Source organism: Pseudomonas citronellolis, assembly GCF_900112375.1.
Classification (GTDB): Bacteria; Pseudomonadota; Gammaproteobacteria; order Pseudomonadales; family Pseudomonadaceae; genus Pseudomonas; species Pseudomonas citronellolis.
On the sequence record NZ_FOLS01000002.1, the window covers coordinates 258,287 to 284,610 of the forward strand.

At 68.1% G+C, this 26,324-nt stretch carries 23 protein-coding genes; 9 read left to right on the forward strand and 14 right to left on the reverse strand.

What is annotated here, in order from left to right; all coding sequences use genetic code 11:
* Positions 1–25 precede the first annotated feature (25 nt).
* From BM060_RS33205 to BM060_RS03005, 4 genes are all read right to left on the reverse strand, one after another.
* Entirely contained in the window at positions 26–157 is a 132-nt protein-coding gene (locus BM060_RS33205) for a PA1414 family protein (protein ID WP_009623528.1), read from the reverse strand.
* Positions 158–312: 155 nt separating this feature from the next.
* Positions 313–1,245: a DMT family transporter gene (locus BM060_RS02995; protein WP_074977164.1), complete on the reverse strand. Its 933-nt coding sequence runs from the start codon at positions 1,243–1,245 to the stop codon at positions 313–315.
* Between the two features lie 184 nt (positions 1,246–1,429).
* Entirely contained in the window at positions 1,430–2,530 is a 1,101-nt protein-coding gene (locus BM060_RS03000) for a polyamine ABC transporter substrate-binding protein (protein WP_074977166.1), read from the reverse strand.
* A 26-nt stretch (positions 2,531–2,556) separates the two neighbouring features.
* Positions 2,557–3,597, reverse strand: a complete 1,041-nt coding sequence (locus BM060_RS03005) for a histone deacetylase family protein (protein ID WP_074977168.1) — start codon at positions 3,595–3,597, stop codon at positions 2,557–2,559.
* A 223-nt stretch (positions 3,598–3,820) separates the two neighbouring features.
* Between BM060_RS03005 and BM060_RS03010 the strand changes: the two genes are divergently transcribed.
* Positions 3,821–6,253 (forward strand): DUF3772 domain-containing protein, encoded by a 2,433-nt coding sequence (locus BM060_RS03010; protein ID WP_074977171.1) that lies wholly within the window; start codon positions 3,821–3,823, stop codon positions 6,251–6,253.
* A gap of 455 nt (positions 6,254–6,708) precedes the next feature.
* Here BM060_RS03010 and BM060_RS03015 read toward each other — a convergent pair whose 3' ends face one another.
* Both BM060_RS03015 and fabF read right to left on the reverse strand, forming a co-directional pair.
* Positions 6,709–8,643 (reverse strand): DEAD/DEAH box helicase, encoded by a 1,935-nt coding sequence (locus BM060_RS03015; RefSeq protein ID WP_074977173.1) that lies wholly within the window; start codon positions 8,641–8,643, stop codon positions 6,709–6,711.
* A gap of 85 nt (positions 8,644–8,728) precedes the next feature.
* Entirely contained in the window at positions 8,729–10,006 is a 1,278-nt protein-coding gene (fabF, locus tag BM060_RS03020; RefSeq protein ID WP_074977175.1) for a beta-ketoacyl-ACP synthase II, read from the reverse strand.
* Between the two features lie 154 nt (positions 10,007–10,160).
* Between fabF and BM060_RS03025 the strand changes: the two genes are divergently transcribed.
* A complete protein-coding gene (locus BM060_RS03025; RefSeq protein WP_009623540.1) occupies positions 10,161–10,646 on the forward strand; it encodes a GFA family protein in 486 nt (161 codons plus the stop codon).
* On the opposite strand, the gene egtB is transcribed toward BM060_RS03025, so the two are convergent.
* Entirely contained in the window at positions 10,643–12,760 is a 2,118-nt protein-coding gene (gene egtB / locus BM060_RS03030; RefSeq protein WP_074977177.1) for an ergothioneine biosynthesis protein EgtB, read from the reverse strand. The two genes, BM060_RS03025 and egtB, sit on opposite strands and share 4 nt — an antisense overlap.
* Positions 12,761–13,028: 268 nt before the next feature.
* On the opposite strand from egtB, the gene bla reads away from it, so the two are divergent.
* From bla to BM060_RS03045, 3 genes are all read left to right on the forward strand, one after another.
* A complete protein-coding gene (bla, locus tag BM060_RS03035; RefSeq protein WP_074977179.1) occupies positions 13,029–13,904 on the forward strand; it encodes a class A beta-lactamase in 876 nt (291 codons plus the stop codon).
* Between the two features lie 149 nt (positions 13,905–14,053).
* Positions 14,054–14,326: a type II toxin-antitoxin system Phd/YefM family antitoxin gene (locus BM060_RS03040; RefSeq protein WP_043270908.1), complete on the forward strand. Its 273-nt coding sequence runs from the start codon at positions 14,054–14,056 to the stop codon at positions 14,324–14,326.
* A 28-nt stretch (positions 14,327–14,354) separates the two neighbouring features.
* The gene (locus BM060_RS03045) at positions 14,355–14,609 is read left to right on the forward strand and encodes a Txe/YoeB family addiction module toxin (RefSeq protein ID WP_083426717.1); all 255 of its coding nucleotides are present in this window, start codon (positions 14,355–14,357) and stop codon (positions 14,607–14,609) included.
* An 18-nt stretch (positions 14,610–14,627) separates the two neighbouring features.
* Here the strand turns inward: BM060_RS03045 and BM060_RS03050 are convergent, their stop codons facing one another.
* The gene (locus BM060_RS03050) at positions 14,628–15,095 is read right to left on the reverse strand and encodes an RES family NAD+ phosphorylase (protein WP_074977182.1); all 468 of its coding nucleotides are present in this window, start codon (positions 15,093–15,095) and stop codon (positions 14,628–14,630) included.
* Complete coding sequence (locus BM060_RS03055; protein ID WP_074977185.1) at positions 15,095–15,553, reverse strand: Xre family toxin-antitoxin system antitoxin; 459 nt, start codon at positions 15,551–15,553, stop codon at positions 15,095–15,097. The genes BM060_RS03050 and BM060_RS03055 overlap by 1 nt, the downstream gene beginning before the upstream one ends.
* Before the next feature lie 471 nt (positions 15,554–16,024).
* Between BM060_RS03055 and BM060_RS03060 the strand changes: the two genes are divergently transcribed.
* The gene (locus tag BM060_RS03060; RefSeq protein ID WP_074977187.1) at positions 16,025–16,384 is read left to right on the forward strand and encodes a multidrug/spermidine efflux SMR transporter subunit MdtJ; all 360 of its coding nucleotides are present in this window, start codon (positions 16,025–16,027) and stop codon (positions 16,382–16,384) included.
* On the forward strand, positions 16,378–16,707 hold the full coding sequence (mdtI, locus tag BM060_RS03065; RefSeq protein WP_074977188.1) for a multidrug/spermidine efflux SMR transporter subunit MdtI: 330 nt from the start codon (positions 16,378–16,380) through the stop codon (positions 16,705–16,707). The genes BM060_RS03060 and mdtI overlap by 7 nt, the downstream gene beginning before the upstream one ends.
* 447 nt (positions 16,708–17,154) lie before the next feature.
* Here the strand turns inward: mdtI and gabP are convergent, their stop codons facing one another.
* From gabP to glaH, 5 genes are all read right to left on the reverse strand, one after another.
* Positions 17,155–18,555 carry a GABA permease gene (gene gabP / locus BM060_RS03070; protein WP_074977190.1) on the reverse strand — a complete coding sequence of 467 codons (1,401 nt, stop codon included), beginning with the start codon at positions 18,553–18,555 and terminating at the stop codon, positions 17,155–17,157.
* Between the two features lie 143 nt (positions 18,556–18,698).
* Positions 18,699–19,973 carry a 4-aminobutyrate--2-oxoglutarate transaminase gene (gene gabT / locus BM060_RS03075; protein ID WP_074977192.1) on the reverse strand — a complete coding sequence of 425 codons (1,275 nt, stop codon included), beginning with the start codon at positions 19,971–19,973 and terminating at the stop codon, positions 18,699–18,701.
* A gap of 37 nt (positions 19,974–20,010) precedes the next feature.
* Positions 20,011–21,459 carry an NADP-dependent succinate-semialdehyde dehydrogenase gene (gene gabD, locus BM060_RS03080; RefSeq protein ID WP_074977194.1) on the reverse strand — a complete coding sequence of 483 codons (1,449 nt, stop codon included), beginning with the start codon at positions 21,457–21,459 and terminating at the stop codon, positions 20,011–20,013.
* 31 nt (positions 21,460–21,490) lie between these two features.
* On the reverse strand, positions 21,491–22,744 hold the full coding sequence (gene lhgD / locus BM060_RS03085) for an L-2-hydroxyglutarate dehydrogenase (protein ID WP_074977196.1): 1,254 nt from the start codon (positions 22,742–22,744) through the stop codon (positions 21,491–21,493).
* 121 nt (positions 22,745–22,865) lie between these two features.
* A complete protein-coding gene (gene glaH / locus BM060_RS03090; RefSeq protein WP_074977199.1) occupies positions 22,866–23,843 on the reverse strand; it encodes a glutarate dioxygenase GlaH in 978 nt (325 codons plus the stop codon).
* Positions 23,844–24,036: 193 nt separating this feature from the next.
* Between glaH and csiR the strand changes: the two genes are divergently transcribed.
* Together csiR and BM060_RS03100 are read left to right on the forward strand one after the other, a co-directional pair.
* Positions 24,037–24,738, forward strand: coding sequence for a DNA-binding transcriptional regulator CsiR (gene csiR / locus BM060_RS03095; protein WP_174672430.1), 702 nt, complete (start codon positions 24,037–24,039; stop codon positions 24,736–24,738).
* 243 nt (positions 24,739–24,981) lie between these two features.
* Positions 24,982–26,025, forward strand: coding sequence for a class I SAM-dependent methyltransferase (locus BM060_RS03100; protein WP_074977203.1), 1,044 nt, complete (start codon positions 24,982–24,984; stop codon positions 26,023–26,025).
* Positions 26,026–26,324: the final 299 nt, after the last annotated feature.

Here is a 26,324-nt window from a genome sequence, read left to right on the forward strand (position 1 = left end):
GTGTGTCCAGCAAGTGCTTCAGGAGTCAGCGTCGGCGTTGCTGTGCATAACGCCGTTGCTCATCGCTTGGAATGGGAATGGGTTGCAGGCGCGGAGGCTCGATGAGGCCGAGCGTGACACCCAGTTTCCATGCCAGGGTTTGCAGCCAGAGTTTCATGGGATGCCTCCTTTGCGGTGGAAGGGTCGGGCGGCCCGCTTCCGAGCCGCCCTAAGAGTAGAGTAGCCCGGCGTCCCACTCTCCGCCCGTGCCACTCACTCCTTGCAACAAAGACTACGCGTCGGCCGGCCGCGATCCGCTGACCTGGATCAAGTTCAGGCACGCTTGCCGCGCAATGCCCGGCGCACCCACGCCTCGCCGCTGACCAGGGAAATCCCCGCCAGCACCAGCGCCGCCCCGGCGATAAAGTTCCAGGCCAGCGGCTCGTGCAGCAACAGCACGCCGAAGGCGATGCCGAACAGCGGCGTCATGAAGGAGAACACCGCCAGGTTCGACGCCAGGTAGCGGCGCAGCAGCCAGAACCAGGCGAAATAGCTGAAGAAGGACACCACCACGCCCTGGAACAGCACGCTGCCCACGCCCAGCGCGGTGAAGCGCACGTTGCCGAACTCGCCCAGGGCCAGGGCGATGAAGGGTAGCAGCAGCGCGGCGGCGAACAGCTGGTAGAACAGCGTCAGGCTGGTCGGCGCCTCCGACAGCCGCGTGCTGCGCACCACCACCGTGGTGGCGCCCCAGGAGGCCCCGGCGAGCACGCCGAAGAAATCCCCCAGCAGCATACGGCTGTCCATGTGCTGCAGGTCGAAGCCGCCGCCGAAGCACAGGGCGATGCCGCCGAAGCACACCGCGATGCCCAACCACTGCAGCGGCCGCAGGCGTTCGCTGGGCAGCAGGAAGTGCAGGCCCAGGGCGGAGAAGATCGGCGCCGTGTAGATGAACACCGCCATGTGCGAAGCGCTGGTGTACACCAGGCCCTGGGCGATGAACAGGAACTCCATGGCGAACAGCAGCCCGGCCAGCGCGCCGCCGGCCAGGGTGCCGCCCGCGGCCTTCCAGTCGCCGCGCCAGAGCACCAGCAGGCCCACCAGCGTGGCGGCCAGCAGGTTGCGACCGAAGGCCTGCATGATCGGCGCTATGTCGCCGGCGGCGAGCTTCACCGCCACCTGCTGCACGCCCCAGATCAGGCACAGCAGCAGCATCGCTTGCAGGGCGAAGGCGTCGGCGCCCTTGCGCGGGGGTAGCGGCGTCATGCGCACCTCCGCGGTCCGGACGAAGGAAGGGGGCAACGGCAGCAAGGCAGTTTCATGGCAAGGCTCGGCAATGAGCGGGCACCAAGACGTGAAAACGGCGGTACCCCAAGGGTGTACCGCCGATTATTCCAGCTAAGCGACGAGCGGCACCAGTGCCAATCCGACACCGCCGGCCGCCAGGGCGTCACTGCCCGGTCTTGACCTTGCTCCAGGTGCGGGTGCGGATGCGCTCCAGCTTCGGCGGCAGCATCTCCACCGAGTACAGCCTGGCCTGCACCTCGGCCGGCGGGTAGACGTTGGGGTTGTCGCGCAGGTCGGCGGAAATCAGCTTGTCCGCCGCCTGGTTGGGGTTGGCGTAGGCCACGTAGTCGGAGATCGGCGCCACCACCTCCGGGCGCAGCAGGTAGTTGAGGAAGGCGTGGGCCTGCTCGACGTTCTGCGCGTCCCTGGGGATGGTCAGCACGTCGAACCAGGCCGCGGTGCCTTCCTTGGGAATGCGGTATTCGATGTGGATACCGTTGTTCGCTTCCTTGGCGCGGTTGGCCGACTGCATGGCGCCGCCGGACCAGGCCATGGCCACGCAGACGTCGCCGTTGGCCAGGTCGGTGACGAACTTCGAGGAGCTGAAGTAGGTGATGTACGGGCGCAGGCTGCTCAGCAGCGCCTCGGCCTTGGCGTAGTCCGCGGGGTCGTGGCTGTTGGGCGACAGCCCCAGGTAATGCAGGGCCTCGGGGATCACCTCGGTGGGCGAGTCGAGGAAGGCCACGCCGCACTGCTTGAGCTTGGCGAGGTTCTCCGGCTTGAAGATCAGGTCCCAGGAATCCACCGGCGCGTTATCGCCGAGGATGGCCTTCACCTTGTCGACGTTGTAGGCGACGCCGTTGGTGCCCCACATGTACGGCATGGCGTACTGGTTGCCCGGGTCCTTGCTCTCCAGCACCTTGAGCAGCGCCGGGTTGAGGTTCTTCCAGTTCGGCAGCTTGCTCTTGTCCAGCTTCTGGAACACGCCGGCCTTGAGGTAGTTGGGCAGGAAGCTGTCGCTGGGCACCACCAGGTCGTAGCCCGAATGCCCGGAGAGCAGCTTGGCCTCCAGCACCTCGTTGCTGTCGTAGACGTCGTACTTGGGCGCGATGCCGCTGTCCTTCTGGAAGCCCTTCAGGGTGTCCGGGCCGATGTAGTCGAACCAGTTGTAGATGCGCACCACCGGTTCGGCGCTGGCGATGCCGGCGGCTGCCAGCAGCGCGGCGCCGAGCAGGCCGCGGATGATCTTGTTGTTCTCGCGCATGACTCGCTCCTCGAAACGGCGCGCCCTCAGCGGGCGGCGCCTTCGTAACCCTGCAGGACGTTGACCGCGTTGACGCCGATGGCCTCGACCGCGTAGCCGCCTTCCATGATGAACAGCGTCGGCAGGCCCAGGGCGGCGATGCGCTCGCCCATGCGCAGGTAGTCCGGGGAGTCCAGCTTGAACTCGGAGATCGGGTCGTCCTTGTAGGTGTCCACGCCCAGGGACACCACCACCGCGTCCGGCGCGTAGGCGGCGATCTTCCGGCAGGCGTCTTCCAGGGCGGCGGACCAGCCGTCCCAGCCGGTGCCGTGGGCCAGCGGGTAGTTGTGGTTGAAGCCTTCGCCCGCGCCTTCACCACGCTCGTCGGCGTGGCCGAGGAAGTACGGGTACTCCACCAGCGGGTCGCCGTGAATCGAGGCGAACAGCACGTCGCCACGGTTATAGAACAGCTCCTGGGTGCCGTTGCCGTGGTGGTAGTCGACGTCGAGGATGGCCACGCGCTTGGCGCCCTGGTCGAGGAAGGCCTGGGCGACCACGGAAGCGTTGTTGATGAAGCAGTAGCCGCCCATGAAGTCGCTGCCGGCATGATGGCCCGGCGGGCGGCACAGGCCGAAGGCGGTGCGCGCGCCCTGGCGCATGTGATCCTGGGCGGTCAGCGCGACCTGGGCCGAGCTGTACACGGCCTGCCAGGTGCCGGCAGTGATCGGCGCCTCGGTGTCGAAACTGTAGTGGCCCAGCTCGCCCATCAGGGCGGTGGGGATGGGGCCGTCGCGGCGCAGGCGGCGGCCCGGGAAGGTGGTGGAGACCAGGTCGCCGCTGTGGCCCTCGGCGGCCCAGCGGGCCCAGGCGCCCTTGAGGAAGGCAACGTACTTCGGATCGTGCACGCGGTGGATGGCATCCAGGCCGAAATCCTTCGGCGCGATGATCTCGCCGAGTTGCTGCGACTTCACCCGGGCCAGCACGGTGTCGGCGCGGCTGGGCATTTCGAAGCAGGGCTGGAGCTTGCCATCGACCAGTTCGGACTGGCCGAAATGCAGGCGGTGATCGTCGCTGTAGACGGTCAGCATGAGTAAAACCTCTCGGCTTTGTTGTTCTTGGTGGGGGGATTCTGCCCATTCGGGCGGCCTCGGCTGAACGGTGGCGGCGGCCAAAAGGGGATAGATATGGCCAACATTTATGGCCCTTTACTACAGCGAACCTGCGTATCCCCGCCGGCTCGCTATGCTCTGGGGAATGGCTGCCGGCCCCATCGGTCGAACAGCGTGCACCTGGCGAAGGAAGGAAGAAGAGATGTCGGGGGACCGCAAGATCCTGCTCCGTTGCCTGTTGATCCTGAACCTGTTCTGCGCCGGCTGGGCCCTGGCCGCGCCGGCCCCGGGCCTGCCCGCCGACGAGCTGCCGGCGCTGGCCGACGACGCTGGCCTGCCAACCCTGGCCGAGCGCCTGGAAAGCATCCGCCAGGGCGTCTCCGAGCAGGTCGGCGACGACGAGCTGGCGCGCCTGCGCCTGGCCACCCTGGAAGTGCAGAGGATGGCGGGCCAGCACGGCGACGAACTGCAGGCCCGCCTCGACCGCCTGTCCGACCAGCTCAACGTGCTCGGCCCGCCGGTAGAGGGCGAGGCCGCCGCCCTGGCCCTGCAGCGCACCGAGCTGAACCAGCAGAAGGCCGAGCTGCAGGCCCAGGCCACCCAGGCCGCGCAGATCCTGCGTTCGGCCCAGGACCTGGCCGCGCAGATCGTCAACCTGCGCCGCAGCCTGTTCAACTCGCAGATCGCCACCCGCTCCGCGCCGCCCTTCAGCCCCGTCTTCTGGTCCACCCTGACGCGCCCCACCGAGGACGACCTGGCGCGCCTGCGCAACCTGGGCGACAAGCTCACCGCCAGCCTGGAGGACACCTGGCATGGTGCGCGCCTGCCGCTGCTGGCCTGCCTGGTCGCCGCCGTGCTGCTGTGGATACCGGGCCGGCGCCTGCTGGAAAGGTTCGCCGGCTACCTGGCCAGCCACTTCATCCCCGAGGGCCGCCTGCGCCGCAGCAGCCTGGCCCTGGCCATCGCCCTGGCCAGCGTGGTCACCTTCGGCGGCGCCGCCGCGCTGGTCCACCAGGGCCTGGACTGGAACGAGGGCTTCGACAACGGCCTGGCCAACCTGGCCGGGCAGATGGTCACCCTGGCGGTGTTCAGCGCCTTCATCACCGGCCTGGGCCGCGCCCTGCTGATGGTCAGCCGGCCCTCCTGGCGCCTGCTGCCGATCCCGGACGCTGCCGCCAGGGCAGTGGCCCACTTCCCCGGGCTGCTGGCGATAGTGGCCATGCTGCTCGGCGCCCAGGACCGCATCAACAGCGCCATCGGCGCCAGCCTGGCGCTGACCGTGGCGGTCAACGGCCTCACCGCGCTGCTGATCGCCGTGCTCTTCGGCCTGGCCCTGCTGCGCCTGCGCCGCAGCGACGAGGAGGACGAGGAACACCCGCGCCCGGCGCTGGCCGGGGTGATCCACCTCATCGCCCTGCTGGTGGTGCTGCTGATCGTCCTGGCGCTGCTCAGCGGCTACCTGTCGCTGGCCTTCTACCTGGCCACCAAGCTGCTGTGGATCAGCGCCGTGGCGGCGACCGGCTACCTGATCACGGCCTTCTTCGGCGACCTCTGCGACACCCTGCTGTCACCGCGCCAGGACAGCGGCAAGACCCTCGCCCGCGCCCTCGGCCTGTCGCCACAGCACCAGGCCCAGGCCGCCACCCTGCTGTCCGGGGTGGGCCGCACCCTGCTGGTGCTGATGACGCTGATGGTGATGCTCTCGCCCACCGCCAGCACCCCCGACGAACTGCTCGCCGGCGTCGAGCGCCTGGCCCAGGGCGGCCAGGCCCTGGGCAACCTCAACATCGTCCCGCAGGACATCCTGCTGGCCCTGCTCACCCTGCTCGGCGGGCTGTTCGCCCTGCGCCTGCTCAAGCGCTGGCTGGCCGAGCGGCTGCTGCCGGAAACCAGCATGGACGCCGGCATGCGCGCCTCGCTGGTGACCCTGGTCGGCTACCTCGGCTTCGTCCTGCTCGGCCTGCTGACGCTCTCGGCCCTGCGCATCAACCTGACCAGCCTGACCTGGGTGGTCAGCGCCCTGTCGGTGGGCATCGGCTTTGGCCTGCAGGCCATCGTGCAGAACTTCATCAGCGGCCTGATCCTGCTCACCGAGCGCCCGGTGAAGGTCGGCGACTGGGTCAGCCTCGGCGGCGTGGAGGGCGACATCCGCCGGATCAACGTGCGCGCCACGGAAATCCAGCAGTCGGACAACTCCACGGTGATAGTGCCCAACTCGCAACTGATCACCCAGAACGTACGCAACGTGACCATGGGTGGCGCGCTGGGCAGCGTCGGCATCAGCCTCACGCTGCCGCTGGACACCGACGTGCACAAGGTCCGCGAACTGCTGCTGGCGGCCTACGCCGAGCACCCGGCGATCCTGGAAACCCCCAGGCCCTCGGTGAGCTTCACCCAGCTCACCGAGCAAGGCCTGACGCTGGCGGCCAGCGGCAGCGTCAGCAGCCCGCGCGGGGTCTCCAGCGCCCGGAGCGACCTGCTGTTCACCATCTTCGGCAGGTTGCGCGAGGAAGGCATCAGCCTGGTGGCGCCAAGGAGTTTGCGCCTGGTGGGGGGTGATGGGCGGTTGGTGGAGGATTCTGCCTCGGGTGAAAAGCCAAAGCCTGAGAGCCCCTCTCCCCAGCCCTCTCCCTGAAGGGAGAGGGAGCCGTTCGGTGTGAAGCGAAGCGATGGCGCTCGCCAGCAACACCTGGCTATCAGGATGACGCGGGACATATAGCCGCTCAGAACCAGTCCCCTCTCCCTTCAGGGAGAGGGAACGGACTCAAACGACGCGGCGGAATCTCCGACGAACATCCGTTCGCGAGCAAGCTCGCTCCTACGAAAAGCCAGAGCACCCTCTCCCCAGCCCTCGGCTGCGCGCCCCGTCCTGAAGGGAGAGGGGGCTTGTCCGTGCCGGCGGCTAGGACAGAGTCATCCTGCAACTCCGCTGTCTCAGGCGTGCATCGAGGTGCCGCTTCACTCCGAACGGTCCCCTCTCCCTTCAGGGAGAGGGTTAGGGAGAGGGAACGGACTCAAACGACGCAGCGGAATCTCCGGCGAACATCCGTTCGCGAGCAAGCTCGCTCCTACGAAAAGCCAGAGCGCCCTCTAGCCCTTCCTCGCCAACAACGCCGCCGCTCCCTGCGCCTTGCGCGAGTACCAGAACACCCGGCTCACCCCGCGCGTCACGGCCACATAGGCCAATCGCAAGCTCTCATCCTGCATCGCCTGGTCATAGCTGTTGCGGAAGAACCCGCTGTGCGCATACAGCACGTTGCGCAACGGATGGCGCTCCGGCGGCGCGCAGTCGTCGATGATGATCGCCACCTCCGCCTGCAGGCCCTTGGCGCGGTGGATGCTCATGGCCTTCACCGGCAGCTTGGCGTCCAATTGCGCCTGGATCTGCTGCAGCGGCTCGTTGCGTCGGCTCAGCAGCATCACCGCGGTGCTCTCGCGGCTGCCGCGCTGGGCCACGTGCTCGCACTGGGCGCGGATGTCGGCCACCAGCCTGGGCAGGTCGCGGGCCAGGTCGAAGCGGGTTTCCACGCGCACGCCGTGGTCGCCCGGCTGCATCGGCTTGAAGGCGCGGCAGGTCTTGGCCTGCTTGAAGTTCACCTCGGCCAGCACCGACTCGGCATCGCGGATCACCGGCTCGATGCTGCGGTAGTTGGTCTCCAGCAGCAGCACCGTGCTCTGGCGGCTGCGGCCCTTGCTGGGGAAGTGCTTGTCGAAGTCCATGAACAGCTCCGGCGAGCTGCCGCGCCAGCCGTAGATCGACTGCCAGTCGTCGCCGATGGCCATCAGGCTCGGCGCCTTGCCGCTGCGCGCCAGGAAACGGTGCAGGGCCTGCAGCCAGAGGACGATCTGCGGCGAGATGTCCTGGAACTCGTCGATCAGCAGGTGCGTCATCGGCTCGGCCGCTTCCAGCTTGGCGTCGCCCTCGGCGAAGCGCTTGGTGAGCTGCTGGAAGGCGGCGTTGAAGGTGGTCAGGCGCTGGCGCTTGAGCAGGGCCAGGAAGAAGCTCCAGTAGATGGCCAGGGCCTCGAGGAAGATCTTCTCGCGGGTCGAGCAGCCCAGCTCGGCCACCTTCAGGTCCTGGGGGCGCAGGCCGAGGCTTTCCATGAAGCCGGCCTGGGTGTGGAAGACTTCCACCAGCGGCGCCTCGACGAACTCGCCGGGCAGGCGGAACGGCTGGACCGGCGCCGGGCCCGGCACCTCCTCCGGCTTCTCCAGGCCCAGCAGGCGGTGCACCTTGGCGCGGAAAGCGCCGTTGACCGCGTAGCACTCCTCGTAGGCCTCCAGCAGCAGGCGCTGCTGCGCCGGGCGCAGGCGACCGCCGGTGAGGGGGTTGTCCGGCTCGTCGGGGTTGCGCTCTTCCAGTTGCTCGAACCAGCGCTGCTTGCCCAGCAGCTCGCGGGCCTGCACGCCCATGGCCGAGTGGAAGGTGCGCACGCATTCGCGGGCGCGGGCCATGTCGAAGGGGTACTGCCAGAAGGCGAGCACGCGCACCAGCTGTTCGCGCAACTGCGCGCAGGAGGCGTTGGTGAAGGAGATCACCGTGACCTTGTCCGCCTCGATCCCCAGGTGGCAGAGCATGAACACCAGGCGCAGCACCAGGGTGGTGGATTTGCCCGAGCCGGCGCCGGCGAAGATGCGCGCCAGCGGCTGGCGGCAGAGGATCATCGCCCACTGCTCGTCCGACGGCGGGCTGATCACGCCGGCGCTGACCGCCTGGCGCACCCGCTCGCGCATCGCCTCGACCTGCTCCGGGCGCACCGCCAGGGCGCGCGCCGGGTAGATGCCGGCGGGGCCTTCCGCCGCGGGCTTCGCCGAAGGTTTCTCGCCCGCCTCGGCCTTGGGTTTGCGCGGCGCGCGGGGCTTGGCCGCGGCGCCGTCCTTCTTCCGCGCCGTGGCGCGCGGCTTCTTCGCCGTTGGCGCCTGGGCGGCCTCGTTCTGCTCGCGCAGGTAGGCGGTGGTGCGCGGGAAATACCGCGCCAGGGATTCGGACAACAGCAGTTTGTAGCGCCTTACGGCAGACAGCATCGGAAGGCTCCGGCCCTGGAGGATGTCGCTGAATGATAAGGGGTTTCAGTGACGATCCGACAGCGCCGGGCGCCTTGCGTTCGCCTCAGGCGCCGGTCCAGCGGCGCAACAGCACGCTGGCGTTGACGCCGCCGAAGCCGAAACCGTTGGACAGCGCGTATTCCGTCTGCAGCGCCCGCGGCGCGCCCCGCACCAGGTCGATGCCGGCGGCGGCTTCGTCCGGCTCGTCGAGGTTGAGGGTCGCCGGGGCCAACTGGTCGCGCAGGGCCAGCAGGGTGAAGATCGCCTCCAGCCCGCCGGCCGCGCCCAGCAGGTGGCCGGTGGCGGACTTGGTGGCGCTCACCGCCACCGAGCCGGTGTCGCCGAACACCGAGCGGATGGCCGCCAGCTCGCCCTTGTCGCCCACCGGCGTGGAAGTGGCGTGGGCGTTCAGGTGGCCGATCGACGCCGGGTCGATGCCGGCCTGGGCGATGGCCAGTTGCATGGCCCGGCGCGCTCCGCTGCCGTCCTCGGGGCCGGCGGTCAGGTGGTAGGCATCGGCGCTGGTGCCGTAGCCGACCACCTCGGCCAGCGGCTGCGCGCCGCGGGCCAGGGCGTGCTCCAGCGACTCGATCACCAGCAGCCCGGCGCCCTCGCCCATGACGAAGCCATCGCGCTGGCGGTCGAAGGGCCGCGAGGCCTGCTGCGGGCGGTCGTTGAAGCCGCTGGACAGTGCCCGCGCCGCGGCGAAGCCGCCCAGGGCGACGCGGTCGATGGAAGCCTCGGCGCCGCCGCACAGGGCGATGTCCGCCTCGCCGGCGCGGATCATCCGCGCGGCGTCGCCGATGGCCTGGACGCTGGCGGCGCAGGCGGTCACCGGCGCGCCGATCGGCCCCTTGAAGCCATGGCGGATGGATACGTGGCCGGCCGCCAGGTTGACCAGGAACGACGGGATGGTGAACGGCGACAGGCGCCGCGGCCCGCGCCCGTCGGTAGTGCGCACGGCGTCGGCGATGGCGCTGAAGCCGCCGATGCCCGAGCCGATCACCGTGGCCGTGCGCGTCTGCCCGCGCTCATCCTGGGGCGCCCAGCCGGCCTGGGCCAGGGCCTCCTCGGCGGCGGCCAGGGCGAAGAGGATGAAGCGGTGCATCTTCTTCTGCTCCTTGGCCGGCGCGGCACGCTCGGCATCGAAGCCGGCCTCGGCGTCCACGGCGATGTCCGGCACCGGGCCGCCCACCTCGCAGGGCAGGTCGCGGACGAATTCGTCGGCCAACCGGACAATGCCGGAGCGCCCCTGCAGCAGGCGCTGCCAGGCCTTCTCGGTGCCACATCCGAGGGGGCTGACCACCCCGGTCCCGGTTACCACGATGCGTTGTACAGCCATGATTTCACCTGCCTGAGGATGGCTTTGCCATCATTGAATTACGACCAACATATAACATCCCGGGCGAGCCGACCATCCGTCGTCGCGCCCGGCGCGGCGGGGCGCGATCGACCACCCTTGCCCAGGCCCCGTATCCCTACAGAGGAGATTAGCCATGCGACTGGAAGGCTCCTGCCATTGCGGCGCCGTGACCTTCAGCCTGGAGAGCGCCCACCCCTATCCCTACCAGCGCTGCTACTGCTCGATCTGCCGCAAGACCCAGGGCGGCGGGGGCTACGCCATCAACCTCGGCGGCGACGCCGCCAGCCTCAAGGTGCGCGGGCGCAAGCACCTGCGCGTCTATCACGCCAAGCTGCGCGAGCCCGGCCAGCGCACCCGCACCAGCACCGCCGAGCGCAACTTCTGTGGCGAATGCGGCAGCGCCCTGTGGCTGTTCAGCCCGGAATGGCCGGAGCTGATCCACCCCTTCGCCTCGGCCATCGACACCCCATTGCCGGTGCCGCCGGAACACACCCACCTGCTGCTGGACTCCAAGGCCCCCTGGGTGGAGGTGGAAAAGCACCCGCGCGACCTGTACTTCGACGGCTACCCGGAGGAATCCATCGCCGACTGGCACCGGCGCCTGGGCCTGGAGCGCTAGGCCTGCAGGCGGAACACCGCGAAGGCCGGCTCGGCGCTGGTCCAGTGCTCGCGCACCAGCCAGCCGCCGCGCTCGGCCAGCGCGCGAAAGTCGTCGATGGCGTACTTGTAGGAGTTCTCCGTGTGCAGGCGCTCGCCGGCGCGGAACAGGTACTCCATACCGGCTATGCGCACGCGCTGCTCGACGCGGCTGACCAGGTGCATCTCGATGCGGCTGTGCTCGGCGTTCCAGAAGGCCAGGTGGTCGAACTGGTCGAGTTGGAAGTCGGCACCCAGCTCGCGGTTGATGCGCTGCAGCAGGTTGAGGTTGAAGCGCGCGGTCACGCCCTCGGCATCGTTGTAGGCGGCCTCCAGCACCTTCACGTCCTTGCGCCGGTCGACCCCGACGATGAAGCTCGCGCCCGGCCCCAGCAGTTCGTGGGCGCCCTGGAGGAAGGCCAGGGCCTGCTCCGGGGCGAAGTTGCCGATGGTGGAGCCGGGGAAGAAGCCCAGCCGCGGGCCGTCGGCCAGCGCCGGGGGCAGCGCCTCCAGGCGGGTGAAGTCGGCACACAGGGGCTCGACGCGCAGCGCCGGGTAGTCGCGCTGCAGGCGCGCGGCAGCCTTGTCCAGGGCCGCCGGGCTGATGTCGATGGGCACGTAGCGGCGGATATGCGACGCCGCGTCCAGCAGCAGGCAGGTCTTCTCGCTGGCGCCGCTGCCGAACTCCACCAGGGTGCAATCGGCCGGGATGCGCTCGGCGAGGGCCGGGGCGATGTGCTTGAGCAACGCGGTCTCGCTGCGCGTGGGGTAGTACTCGCGGGTTCGGCAGATGGCCTCGAACAGCTCGGAGCCGGCGGCATCGTAGAAGTACTTGGGCGACAGCTGTCGCGGCTGCAGCGAGAAGCCCGCCTCCAGGTCCTCGGCCAGCTCGCGGGCACGCGGGTCCAGCGCGGCCTGTTCGGGCAGGTCGCGGGCCAGGCGCAGGCCGGCGAACATCCAACGCTTCTCGGGGTGGAAGAAGTTGCGGTAGCTGGGCCGCGAATGCCCGGCCGGGGTGATGCAGGCGCCGCCGCGCAGGACCATCTGGCTGACCATGAACTTGCCGTTGTACTCGCCCACCGCCCCGGCGCCGGGGCGGAAGCCCGGGTACGGCGCGTAGGCGCTCTGCGTCCACTGCCAGGCGGCGTCGTAGAGCTGGCGCAGGCGGCCGTCGCGGGCGGCCACTTCCCATTCCATCTCGGTGGGCAGCCGCGCGCCGGCCCAGTTGGCGTAGGCGCTGGCCTCGTAGTAGCTGACGTGCAGCACCGGCGCGTCCACGTCCAGCGGGCGCAGGCCGGCCAGGCCGAACTCGTGCCAGCCGTCGTCCTGCCGTCGCCAGTACAACGGCGCTTCCCAGCCCTCCTCCTGCACTTTGGCCCAGCCGTCGGACAACCAGAATTCCGCGCGCCGGTAACCGCCATCCTCGATGAACGCCAGCCACTGGCCATTGCTCACCAGCGACTCGGCGATCTCGAAGGGCGCCAGGAAGCAGCGGTGCGCCGGCGCCTCGTTGTCGAAGGCGAAACCCTGGCCGTCATGGCCGATGCCCAGCAGCCCGCCCTGGATCGCCAGGAAGCGCTGCGGCCCGCAGGCCGGGGGCGCATATCCGTCGCCATAGGCCGGCGCCAGCGGCGACAGGCTGAACAGGTGGAGGATGTCCATCAGCAGCAGCTCCTGGTGCTGCTCCTCGTGGGCCAGGCCCAGGCGCACCAAGGCTTCCAGTTCGGCATCGGCTTCCCCGGCGAGCAGCGCCTGCATGTGCTCGTCGACGTGCAGCCGGTAGTCGAGCACCCGGTGCAACGGCGGGCGCGTCAGCATTCCCCGCTGCGGCCGCGGCTGGCGCGCGCCCAGGGCCTCGTAGTAGGAGTTGAACAGGTAGCCGAAGCTGGCGTCGAACTCGACGTAACCGGCCAGCCGCGGCTTGAGCAGGAAGGTCTCGAAGAACCAGGTGGTGTGCGCGATGTGCCACTTGGCCGGGCTGGCGTCGGGCATCGACTGGGTGACCGCGTCCTCGGCGCTGAGGGGGGCGATCAGTTCCTCGCTGTGCCGCCGCACCTGGCGGTAGGCATCGAGCAGAGACGGGGCCTTGCTGGACATGGGGTGGTCCCCTTTTCCGTGGGCGGGTTCGGAACGCAGGCGGTCATTCGTTCTCGAGGTTGACCTTCTCCGGGTGGAAGGCACCGCTGCGGCGCACTCATCGGGTTCGAGCCGCGGCCCCGGACAAAGGTTGCAACGAATTGTCCTCGGGGCCGCACCTTTTCAGGGTAGAAGCGCTCACCGCGCCGGCCGGGAAAAACCGATGGGCGTGCCCGCTTGCCCCACCCCGCCCGGCTGGCCGATAGTCGCGCTTCGACAAGGAGGCAGCATGTTCAGCAGAAGACAGATCAACCACGCCATGCTCCTGGCGCCCCTGGCAGGCCTGCTCGCCGGCACCGCGCGGGCGGATGGGCAATCCACGCTGGAACGCCTGAAGCAACTGGAACGCGACAGCGGCGGGCGCCTGGGCGTGGCCGTGCTCGACACCGGAGACGGCCGCCGCTTCGGACTGCGCGAGGACGAGCGCTTTCCGCTGTGCAGCACCTTCAAGCTGCTGCTCGCCGCCTGCGTCCTGGCCCGCGTGGATCGTGGTGAGGAGCAGTTGGCGCGGCGCATCGTCTACAGCCAGGCGGACCTGGTGGAATATTCGCCGGTCAGCGAACGCCACGTCGGCCAGCCGGGCCTGAGCGTCGCCGAACTCTGCGAGGCGGCGATCACCCTGAGCGACAACGGCGCCGCCAACCTGCTGCTGGCCAGCCTGGGCGGCCCCGCCGGGCTGACCGACTGGCTGCGCAGCACGGGTGACGACATCAGCCGCCTGGACCGCAACGAACCCACCCTCAACCAGGCCCTCCCGGGCGACCCGCGCGACACCAGCACCCCACGGGCAATGGTCGCCACCCTGCAGCGCCTGCTGCTGGGCGACATCCTGCAACCCGCCTCGCGCGACCAGCTGAACGCCTGGCTGGCGGCCAACAAGACCGGCGACAAACGTATCCGCGCAGGCCTGCCAACGGGCTGGAAAGTCGGCGACAAGACCGGCACCGGCGAGCGCGGCACCAGCAACGACGTGGCCATCCTCCGGCCACCGGGCCGAGCGCCGATCCTGGTGGCAGCCTACCTCACCGGCAGCCCGGCCCCGGCGGAAAAGCGCGAAGCGGTGCTGGCGGAGGTTGGACGGCTGGCGGCGGGGTTGGTGGGGTAGCCATAGAACGCAGCAACACTAGCAATGGCTGCGCTTGATCAAAGTACAACGTTCTGTACAATTCTCTCGTCCAGCACAGGATCAGCCATCCGCAATCCATTCCCGTCGGAAGATTCAATCAGCCCTGGCTTCGCCAGGAGGTACCCGCCATGCAAATTCTGACATTCAGCCAAGCGCGAGCCAGCCTGAAACAGGCCATGGATGACGTATGCCGCGACCATGAGCCGACTGTCATCACCCGGCAAAGAGGCGAACCTGTGGTTCTGCTTTCGCTGGAGGACTACAACGGCATGCGCGAGACCATGTACCTGCTGCAGTCCTCGGCCAACGCACAACGGCTGCATGAATCCATCGAGCAGTTACGAGTCGGCAAGAGCGTGCCAAGGGAATTGAGCCTCAGTGACGACGCAGAAGAAACGTAACAAGGCCGGCGCCCGCAAGACGGTCTCAGTGGCTTTCACCGATCACGGCTGGGATGACTACCAATACTGGAAGGGCCAGGACCCGAAGATATCCGCAACCCTGGACCGACTCATCGGCGAGTGCCTGCGTACCCCCTTCAGCGGCACCGGCAAGCCCGAAGCGCTGAAGGGCAACCTCAGCGGGTTCTGGTCCCGCCGCATAACCCGCGAACACCGGTTGGTCTACCTGTTCGAAGACAGCCAACTCTTCATCGTGCAATGTCGCTACCACTACGACGGCTGACTCGCCTTCTCCGTCGGCTCAAGCACGCGCCTGGAACATCCGCTCGTCATACATGAAGTCGTAGCTGTCCTCGACCCGCACCCGACTCATCGCCGGGTGCCGCGGGTTGAGCAGGAGGTTCCACTCCAGCGGCAGCACCGCCGAGGGCACTATCAGGCCGAGCTGTTCGCCGGCCTGCAGCCAGCGGGTGCCGTAGTCCATGCTCGGGCGATCCGCCGGTAGGCTGTTCCAGCCTTCGGGCAGGTCCCGGGGATCGGGCTTGAGGTAGAGGTCGTCGCCTTCCGGGAGCCGGAAGGCGGTGATCTTCATCGGGAAGGTCGGCCGGCCGCTGGCGTGCACGAAGGTTTCCAGGCAGCAGATGGCCGGCGTCAGGCCCAGGTAGACGACCGGCACGTCGCGGTGGTTCCAGCGCCCGCCGAGGATGGCCGCGCCCTGGCCGCTCAGGTCGCTGGCCCGGGCCGCCTTGGCGACGCGCCAGGCCCGCATCAGGCGGCCCCGCCCCACTCCAGCGCGTGCAGCACGCGGCGTACCTGATTGGCGCCTATCTCGGTGTCGCAGAGGCTCAGCGGCGTCTGGCCGCCGAGGGCCTGGTTGGGGCGCTCCAGCCACTGGGCCGCGGCGTCCTTGTCCTCGAACACCTGTTCGGCCAGCACGGCCACCGAGGCCAGGCGGTCGAGGCGCTCCGAAGTGACTACGTCCAGCGCCTGGTCGGCCTTCTTCTTGCGCTCGTAGGTGGACAGGGAGATGTTGAACAGCTCGACGAAGCCGGGGCCGCTGATGCGGAAGGTATCGCGCACCGATTCGACCCAGCGCCAGCTCAAGCCGTGGCGGATGTGCTGCAGCCGCTGGGCCTCGGTGAGGCTGGCATGGTCGTGCACCAGATGCCAGAACACCGGGGACGGCGAGTCGCTGCGACGACGATCTTCCGTCTTGATGGCCAACATGCGACCTCCTCAAATGATGAAAAACAAACCGTCAAATGAAGGCTACTCCTTTCCGGCGGATTTGCCCAGCCAGGATGCCGGAAGCAGGTGGGCGCACAGCACATGAACAAAATATTGCACACAACTTTTGAACAGCTGATTCCCTGCCTAGGGCTCCCCCCAATAAAACAGGGAGATCCGTTGTCATCGACTCATTGCCTGAGCCTATCGATTTGCCAATTTCCCTAAGCTCAGGCAATATACTGTGCATTATGTTGAACACAACGCTTTACCGCCTCTCCACTTCCCGCCTGGTCGCCCGCGAGCGTCACTGGACCGGCGACCTCTAGCGCCCTCCCCGAAGTCACGTCTTTGGTGACGATGCGCACGAGCGTATCGCCGCTCGCCCAGCGTCACCTCCCCGTTCCGACTTTCCGCCTGGCCACGCGTCCGTTCGCGAGGGCAGCGGCTTGCCCAAGGGAGGGCTCGATCATGCGTTCCTGGATCTATCTGTTCGCCGCCATCGGTTTCGAAGTGGTCGGCACCACTTCGATGAAACTCACCACCACCCTGGCCCCGTTCTATGGCCACCTGCTGATGTACGCCATGGTCGGCCTGTCGTACTACTTCCTGTCGCTGGCCATCAAGCGCGTGCCGGTGGGCGTGGCCTACGCCCTCTGGGAAGGCATCGGCATAGTCCTCATCACCCTGGTCAGCGTCGCCTGGCTGGGCGAGAACCTGGCCCCGGAGAAGGTCCTGGGCCTGGCCGTGATGATCGCCGGCATCCTGCTGGTCAAGTCCGGCACCCGCAGCAAGCGCGAGCCGTCCGCAGAGGAGGCCGTCACATGCTGAGCCTCGATTGGGTTCCGTTCGCCTGGCTGGGCCTGGCGATCGTGCTGGAAGTGATCGCCAACCTGCTGCTGAAGTATTCCGACGGCTTCCGCAGGCGCGCCCTGGGCGTCACCTCGATCCTTTGCGTGCTGGGCGCCTTCTCGGCCCTGGCGCAGGCGGTGAAGGACATAGAACTGTCGGTGGCCTACGCGGTGTGGGGTGGCTTCGGCATCCTCGCCACCGTGGCCATGGGCTGGGCGCTGTTCGGCCAGCGCCTGGTGTGGCGTGGCTGGCTCGGGTTGGGCTTGCTGGTGGTAGGGATGGCGCTGTTGAAGCTGGCCTGAGGAAACGAAAACGGGGCGCCGCATTGGCGCCCCGTTTTCATTTGGGAGTGACGGATACCTGTAGGAGCGGGCCCTGCCCGCGATTTCGCGCGCAGGGCGCGCTCCTACAAGGGCACGGCGTATGGGCAACCTGTAGGAGCAGGCCCTGCCTGCGATTCGCGCGCAAGGCGCGCTCCTACAAGGGCAGGGCGTATGGGCAACCTGTAGGAGCGGATCTCATCCGCGAATCGCGCCGGGATGGCCGGCTATCGCGGACAAGGTGCTCCTACGGTTGAACTACGTGCCTCACGGAAACCTGTTGTAGGAGCAGGCCCTGCCTGCGATTCGCGCGCAGGGCGCGCTCCTACAAGGGCACGGCGTATGGGTAACCTGTAGGAGCGAGCTTGCTCGCGAACCAACCCCGCTGCGGAGCCGTTCGCGAGCAAGCTCGCTCCTACGAAGAGCCCATCAGCGCTCGGCCACGCTCAGGCGTGTGGCGCCCTGCTCGCCACGCGCCCGGCGGCGGGTGACCAGCAGGCCGGAGCAGACGATGAGGATGCTCAGCAGCGCGGTGGCGGTCACTTCCACGCGGTGGTCCGGGCGCAGCAGCATCAGCACCAGTACGCCGACGATGAACAGGATCACGCCCCAGGTCAGCCAGGGGAACAGCCACATGCGGTACTGCGGCACCTGGCCCTCGGCGTTCATGCGCTTGCGCATGCGCAACTGGGAGATGGCGATCACCAGGTACACCAACAGGGCGATGGCGCCGGAGCTGGCCATGAGGAAGCCGAACACCTGCGCGGGCACCAGGTAGTTGGCGATCACCGTGGCGAAGGCCGCGGCGGTCGACAGCAGCACCGCCACCACCGGGGTGCCGGCGCGGCTGGTGATGCGCGCGGCGGCCGGGGCGTCGCCGCGGCTGCTCAGCGAGTAGAGCATGCGCGAGGCGGTGTACAGCGACGAGTTCAGGCAGCTGGTCACCGAGGTCAGCACCACCACGTCGATCAGCGCCTTGGCGTGGGGCACGCCGAGCACTTCCAGCACGGTCACGTAGGAGCCTTCGGCGGCCAGGCGCGAATCGGTCCAGGGCACCAGGGCGACGACGATGAAGATCGACAGGATGTAGAACAGGGTGATCCGCCAGATCACCGAGTTGGTGGCCTTGGAGATCTGCTTCTCGGCCGCGTCCGACTCGGCGGCGGCGATAGTCACCACTTCCGCGCCGAGGAACGAGAACATGGTGATCAGCATGGCGCTGAGCACCGCGCCGAAGCCGTTGGGCATGAAGCCGCCGTTGTCCCACAGGCGCGATACGCCGCTGACGCCGGTATCGGGCAGCAGGCCGAGGATGGCGCAGGCGCCGAGGACGATGAAGCCGACGATGGCGATCACCTTGACCAGCGCCAGCCAGAACTCGAACTCGCCGTAGTTCTTCACGCTGAACAGGTTGGTGACGGTGAGCAGCAGGGTGATGGCCAGGGACAGCACCCAGATATCCAGCTGCGGCACCCAGCTGTTGATGATGGTGGCGGCGATGTTCGCCTCGATGGGGATCACCAGGACCCAGAACCACCAGTACAGCCAGCCGATGGTGTAGCCGGCCCACTTGCCGATGGCGCGGTCGGCGTAGGTGGAGAAGGAGCCGGTGTCGGGCGACGCCACGGCCATCTCGGCCAGCATGCGCATGACGATCACCACCAGGGCGCCGGCCAGCATGTACGCGAGGATGGCCGCCGGGCCCGCCTCGGCGATGGCGCGGCCGGAGCCGACGAACAGGCCGGCGCCGATCACGCCGGCAATGGACAGCATGGTCACATGCCGCGATTTCAACCCATGGCTCAGGTTGTTCTTGTTGAGCTGTTGCATGGTCTCACCTTGTAAAGCTGCGTCCCTGCGGCGGAAATGGCCCGGCCCACCCGTGCGTGGGCACGGGCGGGTACGGGGTCCGTCTTTGTTCTCTTCGGCGCGGCCCCTTCAGGGAAAGGGACCGCGGCGCACGCGGATGAACGTCAGGCCAGTTCGTCGAAGCACTCGCCGATGATGCCCAGGCCACGCTGCAGGTCGGCGTCGCTGACGGTCAGCGGCACGAGGATGCGCAGGACGTTGTAGTAGGTGCCGCAGGACAGCAGCACCAGGCCCTTGTCGCGGGCCTTGGCGACGATCCTGGCGGTCAGCTCGGCGGCCGGGGTCTGGCCGTCGGCTTCGAACAATTCCACCGCGACCATGGCGCCGAGGATGCGCACGTCGCCCACGCTGGCGTGGCGCTCACCGATCTTGCGCAGGCCGGCGCCGAGGATTTCACCCACGGCCTGGGCGCGCTGCAGCAGGTTCTCTTCCTCGAAGGCCTCGATCACCGCCAGGGCGGCGGCGCAGGAGATCGGGTTGCCGGCGTAGGTGCCGCCCAGGCCGCCCGGGGCCACCGCGTCCATCAGTTCGGCCTTGCCGGCCACGCCGGCCAGCGGGAAGCCGCCGGCGATGGACTTGGCGAAGGTGGTCAGGTCGGCGGCGACGCCCATCTGCTCCATGGCGAAGAAGGTGCCGGTGCGGCCGGCGCCGGTCTGCACTTCGTCGGCGATCAGCACGATGCCGTGCTCGTCGCACAGGGCGCGCAGGCGCTGCATGAAGTCCTTCGGCGCCGGGTTGAAGCCGCCCTCGCCCTGCACCGGCTCGAGGATGATCGCGGCGATGTCGCGCGGCTGCGCGTCATTCTTGAAGATGCGCTCGATGCTGGCGATGGCGTCATCCACCGACACGCCGTGCAGCGCGTTCGGGTACTGCGCGCGGAACACGCCGCCGGGCATCAGGCCCAGGCCGGCGGAGTACGGCACCACCTTGCCGGTCAGCGCCAGGGTGTAGTGGGTGCGGCCGTGGTAGGCGCCGGTGAAGGCGATCACGCCGCTGCGGCCGGTGGCGGCGCGGGCGATCTTGATGGCGTTCTCCACGGCTTCGGCGCCGGTGGTCACCAGCAGGGTCTTCTTCTCGAAGTCGCCGGGGAGCATGCCGTTGATCTTCTCGGCCAGGGCCACGTAGCCCTCGTAGCCGAACACGTGGAAGCAGGTGTGGGTCAGCTTGGCCATCTGCGCCTGCACGGCGGCCATCACCTTCGGGTGCAGGTGGCCGGTGTTGAGCACGGCGATGCCGCCGGCGAAGTCCAGGTATTCGCGGCCTTCCACGTCCCAGATGGTGGCGTTCTCGGCGCGCTCGGCGTAGATCTGGTGGATCTGGCCGACGCCGCGCGGGATGGCGGCCATGCGCCGTTGTTGCAGGCTCTGGTTGCTGTTCATGCTGTCTCCAGGTCAGGAATGGGTAGGCGGACGCGCGTTACACGCCGATGCACAGGTATTTGATTTCCAGGTAGTCCTCGATGCCGTACTTGGAGCCTTCGCGGCCCAGACCCGAGGCCTTGATGCCGCCGAACGGCGCGACTTCGTTGGAAATGATTCCGGTGTTGATGCCGACGATGCCGTACTCCAGCGCCTCGCCGACGCGGAACACGCGGCCCAGGTCGCGGGCGTAGAAGTAGGCGGCCAGGCCGAACTCGGTGTCGTTGGACATGGCGATCACCTCGGCCTCGTCCTTGAAGCGGAACAGCGGCGCCAGCGGACCGAAGGTCTCTTCCTTGGCCACGGCGGCGTCGTTCGGCACGTCGACCAGGATGGTCGGCTCGAAGAAGGTGCCGCCCAGGGCGTGGGGCTTGCCGCCGGCGACGACCTTGGCGCCCTTGCCCACGGCGTCGGCGATGTGCTCCTCGACCTTGGCCACGGCCTTGGCATCGATCAGCGGGCCGGTGGTGATGCCCTGCTCCAGGCCGTTGCCGATGTTCAGCTTGGCCACGGCAGCCTTGAGCTTCTCGACGAAGGCGTCGTACACGCCGTCCTGGATGTACAGGCGGTTGGCGCAGACGCAGGTCTGGCCGTTGTTGCGGTACTTGGAGACCAGCGCGCCGTCCACGGCGGCATCCAGGTCGGCGTCGTCGAAGACGATGAAGGGCGCGTTGCCGCCCAGCTCCAGGGAGACTTTCTTGATGTCCTTGGCGCACTCGGCCATCAGCTGGCGGCCGATTTCGGTGGAACCGGTGAAGGTCAGCTTGCGCACGATGGGGTTGCCGGTCAGCTCCCCGCCGACTTCGCCGGCGCTGCCGGTGACCACGCTGAACACGCCTTTCGGAATGCCGGCGCGCTCGGCCAGCTCGGCCAGGGCCAGCGCCGAGTACGGGGTCTGCGAAGCGGGTTTGAGGACCATGGTGCAACCGGCGGCCAGGGCCGGGCCGGCCTTGCGGGTGATCATCGCCGAGGGGAAGTTCCACGGGGTGATGGCCGCGGTGACGCCGATGGGCTGCTTGATCACCATCAGGCGCTTGTCCGGCTGGTGGCCGGGGATCATGTCGCCGTAGACGCGCTTGGCCTCTTCGCCGAACCACTCGAGGAAGGAGGCGGCGTAGGCGATCTCGCCCCTGGCTTCGGTCAGCGGCTTGCCCTGTTCGAGGGTCATCAGGCGGGCCAGGTCGTCCTGGTTTTCGATCATCAGTTCGAACCAGCGGCGCAGCTTGTTGGCGCGCTCCTTGGCGGTCAGCGCGCGCCAGGCCGGCAGGGCGCGGTCGGCGGCTTCGATGGCGCGGCGGGTCTCGGCGGCGCCCATCTTCGGCACGCTGCCGATGATCTCGTTAGTCGCCGGGTTGTTGACCTTGAGCGTCTGGCCGTTGTCGGCATCCACCCAGGCACCGTCGATGTAGGCCTGCTGGCGGAACAGGCTGGAGTCTTTGAGTTGCACGCGTTCTTCCTCGTTATCGGTGGCGGGCGGCTCAGCCGGCGGCCCGCAGGTTGTTGTCCGGGGTGGCGGCCTTGGCGAAGTTGCCGCCTTGGGCTGCGACCTGTTCGCGGACCTTCTCGACGATGTAGGCGCCGATCGGGATGGCCGAGGTGGCGGCCGGCGACGGCGCGTTGCAGACGTTGACGCTGCGCCTGGTGTTGACGAAGAGGAAGTCGTCGATCAGCTTGCCGTCGCGCGACACGGCCTGGGCGCGCACGCCGGCCGGGTACTCGGTGAGGTCGCTCTTGACGATGCTCGGGCAGTACTTCTGCACTTCCTTGAGGTAGCCGCCCTTGAACAGCGAGTTCTTCATCTCGATCAGGCCCGGGCGCAGGTTCTTCGCCAGCACCTTGAGGATGCCCGGCGAAGTCAGTGTCTCGAACAGGTCGGAAAGGCTGACGTCGGTCTTGCGGTAGCCCTCGCGCTTCATCGCCAGCACCGCGTTGGGGCCGACGGTGACGGTGCCGTCGATCATCCGCGTCAGGTGCACGCCGAGGAACGGCATGGACGGGTCGGGGATCGGGTAGATCAGGTGGTTGACGATCTGGTTGTGCTGCTTGGGCAGCAGGTAGTACTCGCCGCGGAACGGGCAGATGATGAACTGCGGCTCCAGGCCCAGCATGCGCACGATGCGGTCGGCCATCAGGCCCGAGCAGGTGACCAGGTAGCGGCCGCGGAACTCGTTGTCGGTGGTGCGCACCACCACTTCCTCGGCGCGCTCGTCCAGCGCCGTCACCTCGGCGTTGTAGCGGATCTCGCCACCGGCGGCCTGGAACTCGCGGCCCATGGCGGCGGTGACTTCGGCGTAGCTGACGATGCCGCTGGAGGGCACGAAGATGCCGCCCATGCCGACGATGTTCGGCTCGCGCTCGCGCAGCTCGCCGGCGCTCAGCCAATGGCGCTCCAGGCCGTTGGCCGCGGTGCGCTCCCAGAGCGCCCGCATGCGCTCCATCTCCAGCTCGTTGGTGGCCACCAGCAGCTTGCCGCACTCATCAAAGCGGATGCCGTGCTTGTCGCAGAAGGCCTTGGTGGCCTTGTTGCCGGCCAGGCAGAACTTCGCCTTGAGGCTGCCGGGGGTGTAGTAGACGCCAGCGTGGATCACGCCGCTGTTGTGCCCGGTCTGGTGGCGCGCCGGGCCGGATTCCTTCTCCAGCAGGAGGATCTTCGCGTCCGGGTAGACCTGGGTGAGTTGCATCGCGGTGGACATGCCGACGATGCCGCCGCCGATGATGATGAAATCGTACACAGCCATTACCTCGCGCACTGGCTCAGCTGAAAAAGACCCACAGGAGCGGGCCGCCGGCGAAGACCGTGCGCGGACCTTCGCGGGCGAGCCCGCTCCTGTGGCAAGGGTGACGCTGTCGGAATTACTGGCCGCGCTGGTACAGCGGTTTCTGGTAGGCGATGTAGCCACGCTGGCGCATCAGCTCGCGGCGCAGGCCCTCGTGCGGGGTGAAGCGGTCGCGGCCGTGCAGCCAGAACAGGTTGTTGATCAGCAGGAAGCAGCCCTGGGGCACCGGCACCGAGAGCTTGGCCGGGCTGGTCTCCAGGGAGTCGGACAGGGCGTTCAGCCAGATGCCTTCCTCGAAGTCCTTGGGCTGCACGAACTGGTCGATGTAGCGCATGGTCGGGCGACCTTCGGCGTCGCAGTCGAACACCGAATGGAACACGTCCTCGCTGACCTTCTTGCTCGGCGGCGCGGTCCAGCGCATTTCGCGGCGGGCCAGCGGGTGGCGGTAGAACTCGTCCAGCTCGTTCCAGTCGTCCAGGTGCAGCAGCAGCGAGTTGCCGCCCTCCATGTTCTTCTCTTCGATCTTCATCATCAGCACGTAGTCGGTGATCTGATTGACGAAGGTGCCGTCGTTGTGCAGCTCCATCACGCGGTGCGGCTGGCGCAGGTAGCTGTCGGAGTTGTCGCTGTTGACCACCACGAAGCGGGCGTAGAACTGGCCGCTCATGGCGTCGTAGTTGGAACGGCCGATCAGGTGCGCGATGGCGGTGGAGAACTTCACCATGTCCTCGGCCTGGGCCACGTCATCCAGGCCCTCGGGCTTGACCAGCATGCCGCCGGTGCCACGGTCGAGGATGGTGTTCAGCAGCACCGGGCGCAGGGTGCCTTCGCACAGCTCGTCGAGGATCTGGGCGACGCGGAAACGCAGGAACGACTTGTACTCCAGGGCCTGCACCGGCCACTGCGCCACCGCCTTGACGAAGGCCTGCACGGTTTCACGGGCGAAGGTCAGTTCCAGCAGGCGCGGCGACTGCGCCGAAGGCGCGACCGAGTAGCCGCGGGTCTCCAGCGGCAGGGGCATGGCGAGGTCCTGGATGGAGGTGAAGGCGTTCATGGCGGTGTCCTGGCAATGATGGGGTGGCGCCGTCCGGCAATGACCTGGATCAGGCGGGCAGGAGAAAAATATCGTCACAAACTAAAAATGTCTACATTTTTATTTTTCGACGACAAATATGCGTCCTGTCTATTGTTTTTCGTCCATACGACATTTGGGTATGATCCAGCGCAAATCCCCACAGGAGCTGGATTTGGAAGCGATCGCCCCCCGTCAGAACTCGGCCGTCAGCGGTTACGAGTGGCTCAAGAAGGACATCATCCGCGGCGTCTTCAAACCCGGCGAAAAGCTGCTGATGAGCACCCTGAAGGAGCGCTACGACCTGGGCGTGGGTCCGCTGCGCGAGGCCCTGTCGCAACTGGTGGCGGAGCACCTGGTGGTGGCCATCAGCCAGAAGGGCTACCGCGTGGCGCCCATGTCGCTGGAAGAGATGCAGGACATCTACGACGCCCGCGCCAACCTGGAAGCGATGATCGTCGGCCTGGCCATCCAGCGCGGCGACGATGCCTGGGAGGCGCAGGTGCTGGCGAATTCGCACACCCTGGCCAAGGTGGTGGAGGTGAAGACCCGCGAGCAGCGCCTGGACGTCTGGGACGAGCGGCACAAGGCCTTCCACACCGCCATCGCCCAGGGCTGCGGCTCCAAGCACCTGCTGCAGGCGCGCACCTACCTGTTCGACCAGGCCGAGCGCTACCGCCACCTGTGGCTGACGCACACGGTGTTTTCCGAACAGGCCCTGGAGCTCAAGCGCCAGGAACACGCCGCGCTGGTGGAGGCGATCCTCGCCCGGGATGCCGCCAAGGCCAGCGAGATGATGCGCAACCACCTGATGACGCCGGTGCCGATCATCGCGCAGATCATGCGCAACGGCGGCCTGGGCGAAGCCGCGCGCTGACGCCGGGCATCGGCCGGCGCCACCCGCCGCGGCCGCAGCGCTAGACTGAAACGACGCCCCGCCGAGGGGCCGCCCGCCCCGGGCCGGCAATGACGCGCGAACCGCGGCTGCCGGCACGCGCCCGTCCCGGGCCGGCGCCTGCCCTGCCCCGCTGTTCGCCTCGCGTACGGAGAACCGGCACCTCCCGCCATCCACCCGGAGCCCCCCGCCGCCGCGCGGGCGCCCGACAGCGGAGGAGTTGCCATGGACGAAGCCAAACTCAACGACTTCATGGGCCGCCTGGTCGCCGACATGGGCGGCGCGGCCATGCTGGCGAACGTCATCCTCGGCGACGAACTGGGCCTGTACCGGGCCATGGCCGACAACCAGCCGGTAAGCCCGCAGGCCCTGGCCGAGCGCACCGGCTGCAACCCGCGGCTACTGCGCGAATGGCTCAGCGCCCAGGCCGCCGCCGGCTACCTGGAGCACGAAGGCGGCAACTTCCGCCTGCCCGAGGAACAGGCCATGGCCCTGGCCATCGAGGACTCGCCGGTGTACGTGGCCGGCGGCGCCGGCGTGCTGGCTTCGCTGTACCAAGACAAGGACAAGCTGCTGGCCGCCATGCGCGGCGACGGCGCCCTGCCCTGGGGCGACCACCACCCCTGCCTGTTCCGCGGCACCGAGCGTTTCTTCCGCCCCGGCTACCGCGCGCACCTTGTAGAGGAGTGGCTGCCGGCGCTGGACGACGTGGTGGCCAAGCTGCAGAACGGCGCGCGGGTGGCCGACATCGGCTGCGGCCACGGCGCTTCCACGGTGATCATGGCCCAGGCCTTCCCGGCCTCGCGCTTCGCCGGCTTCGACTACCACGCGCCCTCGGTGGAAACCGCCAGCCAGCGCGCCCGCGAGGCCGGCGTCGAAGACCGCGTGGACTTCTCCCAGGCCAGCGCCAAGGACTACCTGGGCGAATACGACCTGATCTGCTACTTCGACTGCCTGCACGACATGGGCGACCCGGTGGGCGCCGCCCGCCACGCCCTGCGCCACCTGGCGCCGGACGGCTCGGTGCTGCTGGTGGAGCCCTACGCCGGCGACCGCCTGGAAGACAACCTGACGCCCATCGGCAAGCTGTTCTACGCCGCCTCGACCTTCATCTGCACGCCCAACTCGCTGTCCCAGGAAGTGGGCCTGGGCCTGGGCGCCCAGGCGGGCGAGGCGCGGTTGCGCGCGGTGTTCGAAGAAGCCGGGTTCACCCGCTTCCGCCGGGCGGCGGAGACGCCGTTCAACCTGATCCTGGAGGCGCGGCCATGAGTGGTCAATCGTAGGAGCAACTGTCTTGCAGGCCGCGCCGGGCTGCTCTTCGTAGGAGCGAGCTTGCTCGCGAACAGATTCCGCTGCGGGGTTCCGTTCGCGAGCAAGCTCGCTCCTACGGGAAGCCGTGCCCACCGGTACGTTCGGCTATCGCGGATAAGATCCGCTCCTACGCCATTCCCGGCACCGTGCCTCCTACATGGGAATGGCGCGGGTGGGGTTGCGTAGGGCGTATAACCGTTCGCGGTTATACGCCGCCTCACCTTTCTCACCGCCCCTGCCTCGGCCGATCCGGGGGA

What these genes read in the sequence shown, in the direction of transcription:
- gabT (WP_074977192.1), bottom strand. Translation starts at nt 19,973, where the DNA reads ATGAACAGCAACCAGAGCCTGCAACAACGGCGCATGGCCGCCATCCCG.
- mdtI (WP_074977188.1), top strand. Translation starts at nt 16,378, where the DNA reads ATGCTGAGCCTCGATTGGGTTCCGTTCGCCTGGCTGGGCCTGGCGATC.
- BM060_RS03100 (WP_074977203.1), top strand. Translation starts at nt 24,982, where the DNA reads ATGGACGAAGCCAAACTCAACGACTTCATGGGCCGCCTGGTCGCCGAC.
- egtB (WP_074977177.1), bottom strand. Translation starts at nt 12,760, where the DNA reads ATGTCCAGCAAGGCCCCGTCTCTGCTCGATGCCTACCGCCAGGTGCGG.
- BM060_RS03025 (WP_009623540.1), top strand. Translation starts at nt 10,161, where the DNA reads ATGCGACTGGAAGGCTCCTGCCATTGCGGCGCCGTGACCTTCAGCCTG.
- gabP (WP_074977190.1), bottom strand. Translation starts at nt 18,555, where the DNA reads ATGCAACAGCTCAACAAGAACAACCTGAGCCATGGGTTGAAATCGCGG.
- BM060_RS03010 (WP_074977171.1), top strand. Translation starts at nt 3,821, where the DNA reads ATGTCGGGGGACCGCAAGATCCTGCTCCGTTGCCTGTTGATCCTGAAC.
- BM060_RS03055 (WP_074977185.1), bottom strand. Translation starts at nt 15,553, where the DNA reads ATGTTGGCCATCAAGACGGAAGATCGTCGTCGCAGCGACTCGCCGTCC.
- BM060_RS03060 (WP_074977187.1), top strand. Translation starts at nt 16,025, where the DNA reads ATGCGTTCCTGGATCTATCTGTTCGCCGCCATCGGTTTCGAAGTGGTC.
- BM060_RS02995 (WP_074977164.1), bottom strand. Translation starts at nt 1,245, where the DNA reads ATGACGCCGCTACCCCCGCGCAAGGGCGCCGACGCCTTCGCCCTGCAA.
- glaH (WP_074977199.1), bottom strand. Translation starts at nt 23,843, where the DNA reads ATGAACGCCTTCACCTCCATCCAGGACCTCGCCATGCCCCTGCCGCTG.
- BM060_RS03050 (WP_074977182.1), bottom strand. Translation starts at nt 15,095, where the DNA reads ATGCGGGCCTGGCGCGTCGCCAAGGCGGCCCGGGCCAGCGACCTGAGC.
- BM060_RS03005 (WP_074977168.1), bottom strand. Translation starts at nt 3,597, where the DNA reads ATGCTGACCGTCTACAGCGACGATCACCGCCTGCATTTCGGCCAGTCC.
- BM060_RS03015 (WP_074977173.1), bottom strand. Translation starts at nt 8,643, where the DNA reads ATGCTGTCTGCCGTAAGGCGCTACAAACTGCTGTTGTCCGAATCCCTG.
- fabF (WP_074977175.1), bottom strand. Translation starts at nt 10,006, where the DNA reads ATGGCTGTACAACGCATCGTGGTAACCGGGACCGGGGTGGTCAGCCCC.
- BM060_RS33205 (WP_009623528.1), bottom strand. Translation starts at nt 157, where the DNA reads ATGAAACTCTGGCTGCAAACCCTGGCATGGAAACTGGGTGTCACGCTC.
- BM060_RS03040 (WP_043270908.1), top strand. Translation starts at nt 14,054, where the DNA reads ATGCAAATTCTGACATTCAGCCAAGCGCGAGCCAGCCTGAAACAGGCC.
- bla (WP_074977179.1), top strand. Translation starts at nt 13,029, where the DNA reads ATGTTCAGCAGAAGACAGATCAACCACGCCATGCTCCTGGCGCCCCTG.
- BM060_RS03000 (WP_074977166.1), bottom strand. Translation starts at nt 2,530, where the DNA reads ATGCGCGAGAACAACAAGATCATCCGCGGCCTGCTCGGCGCCGCGCTG.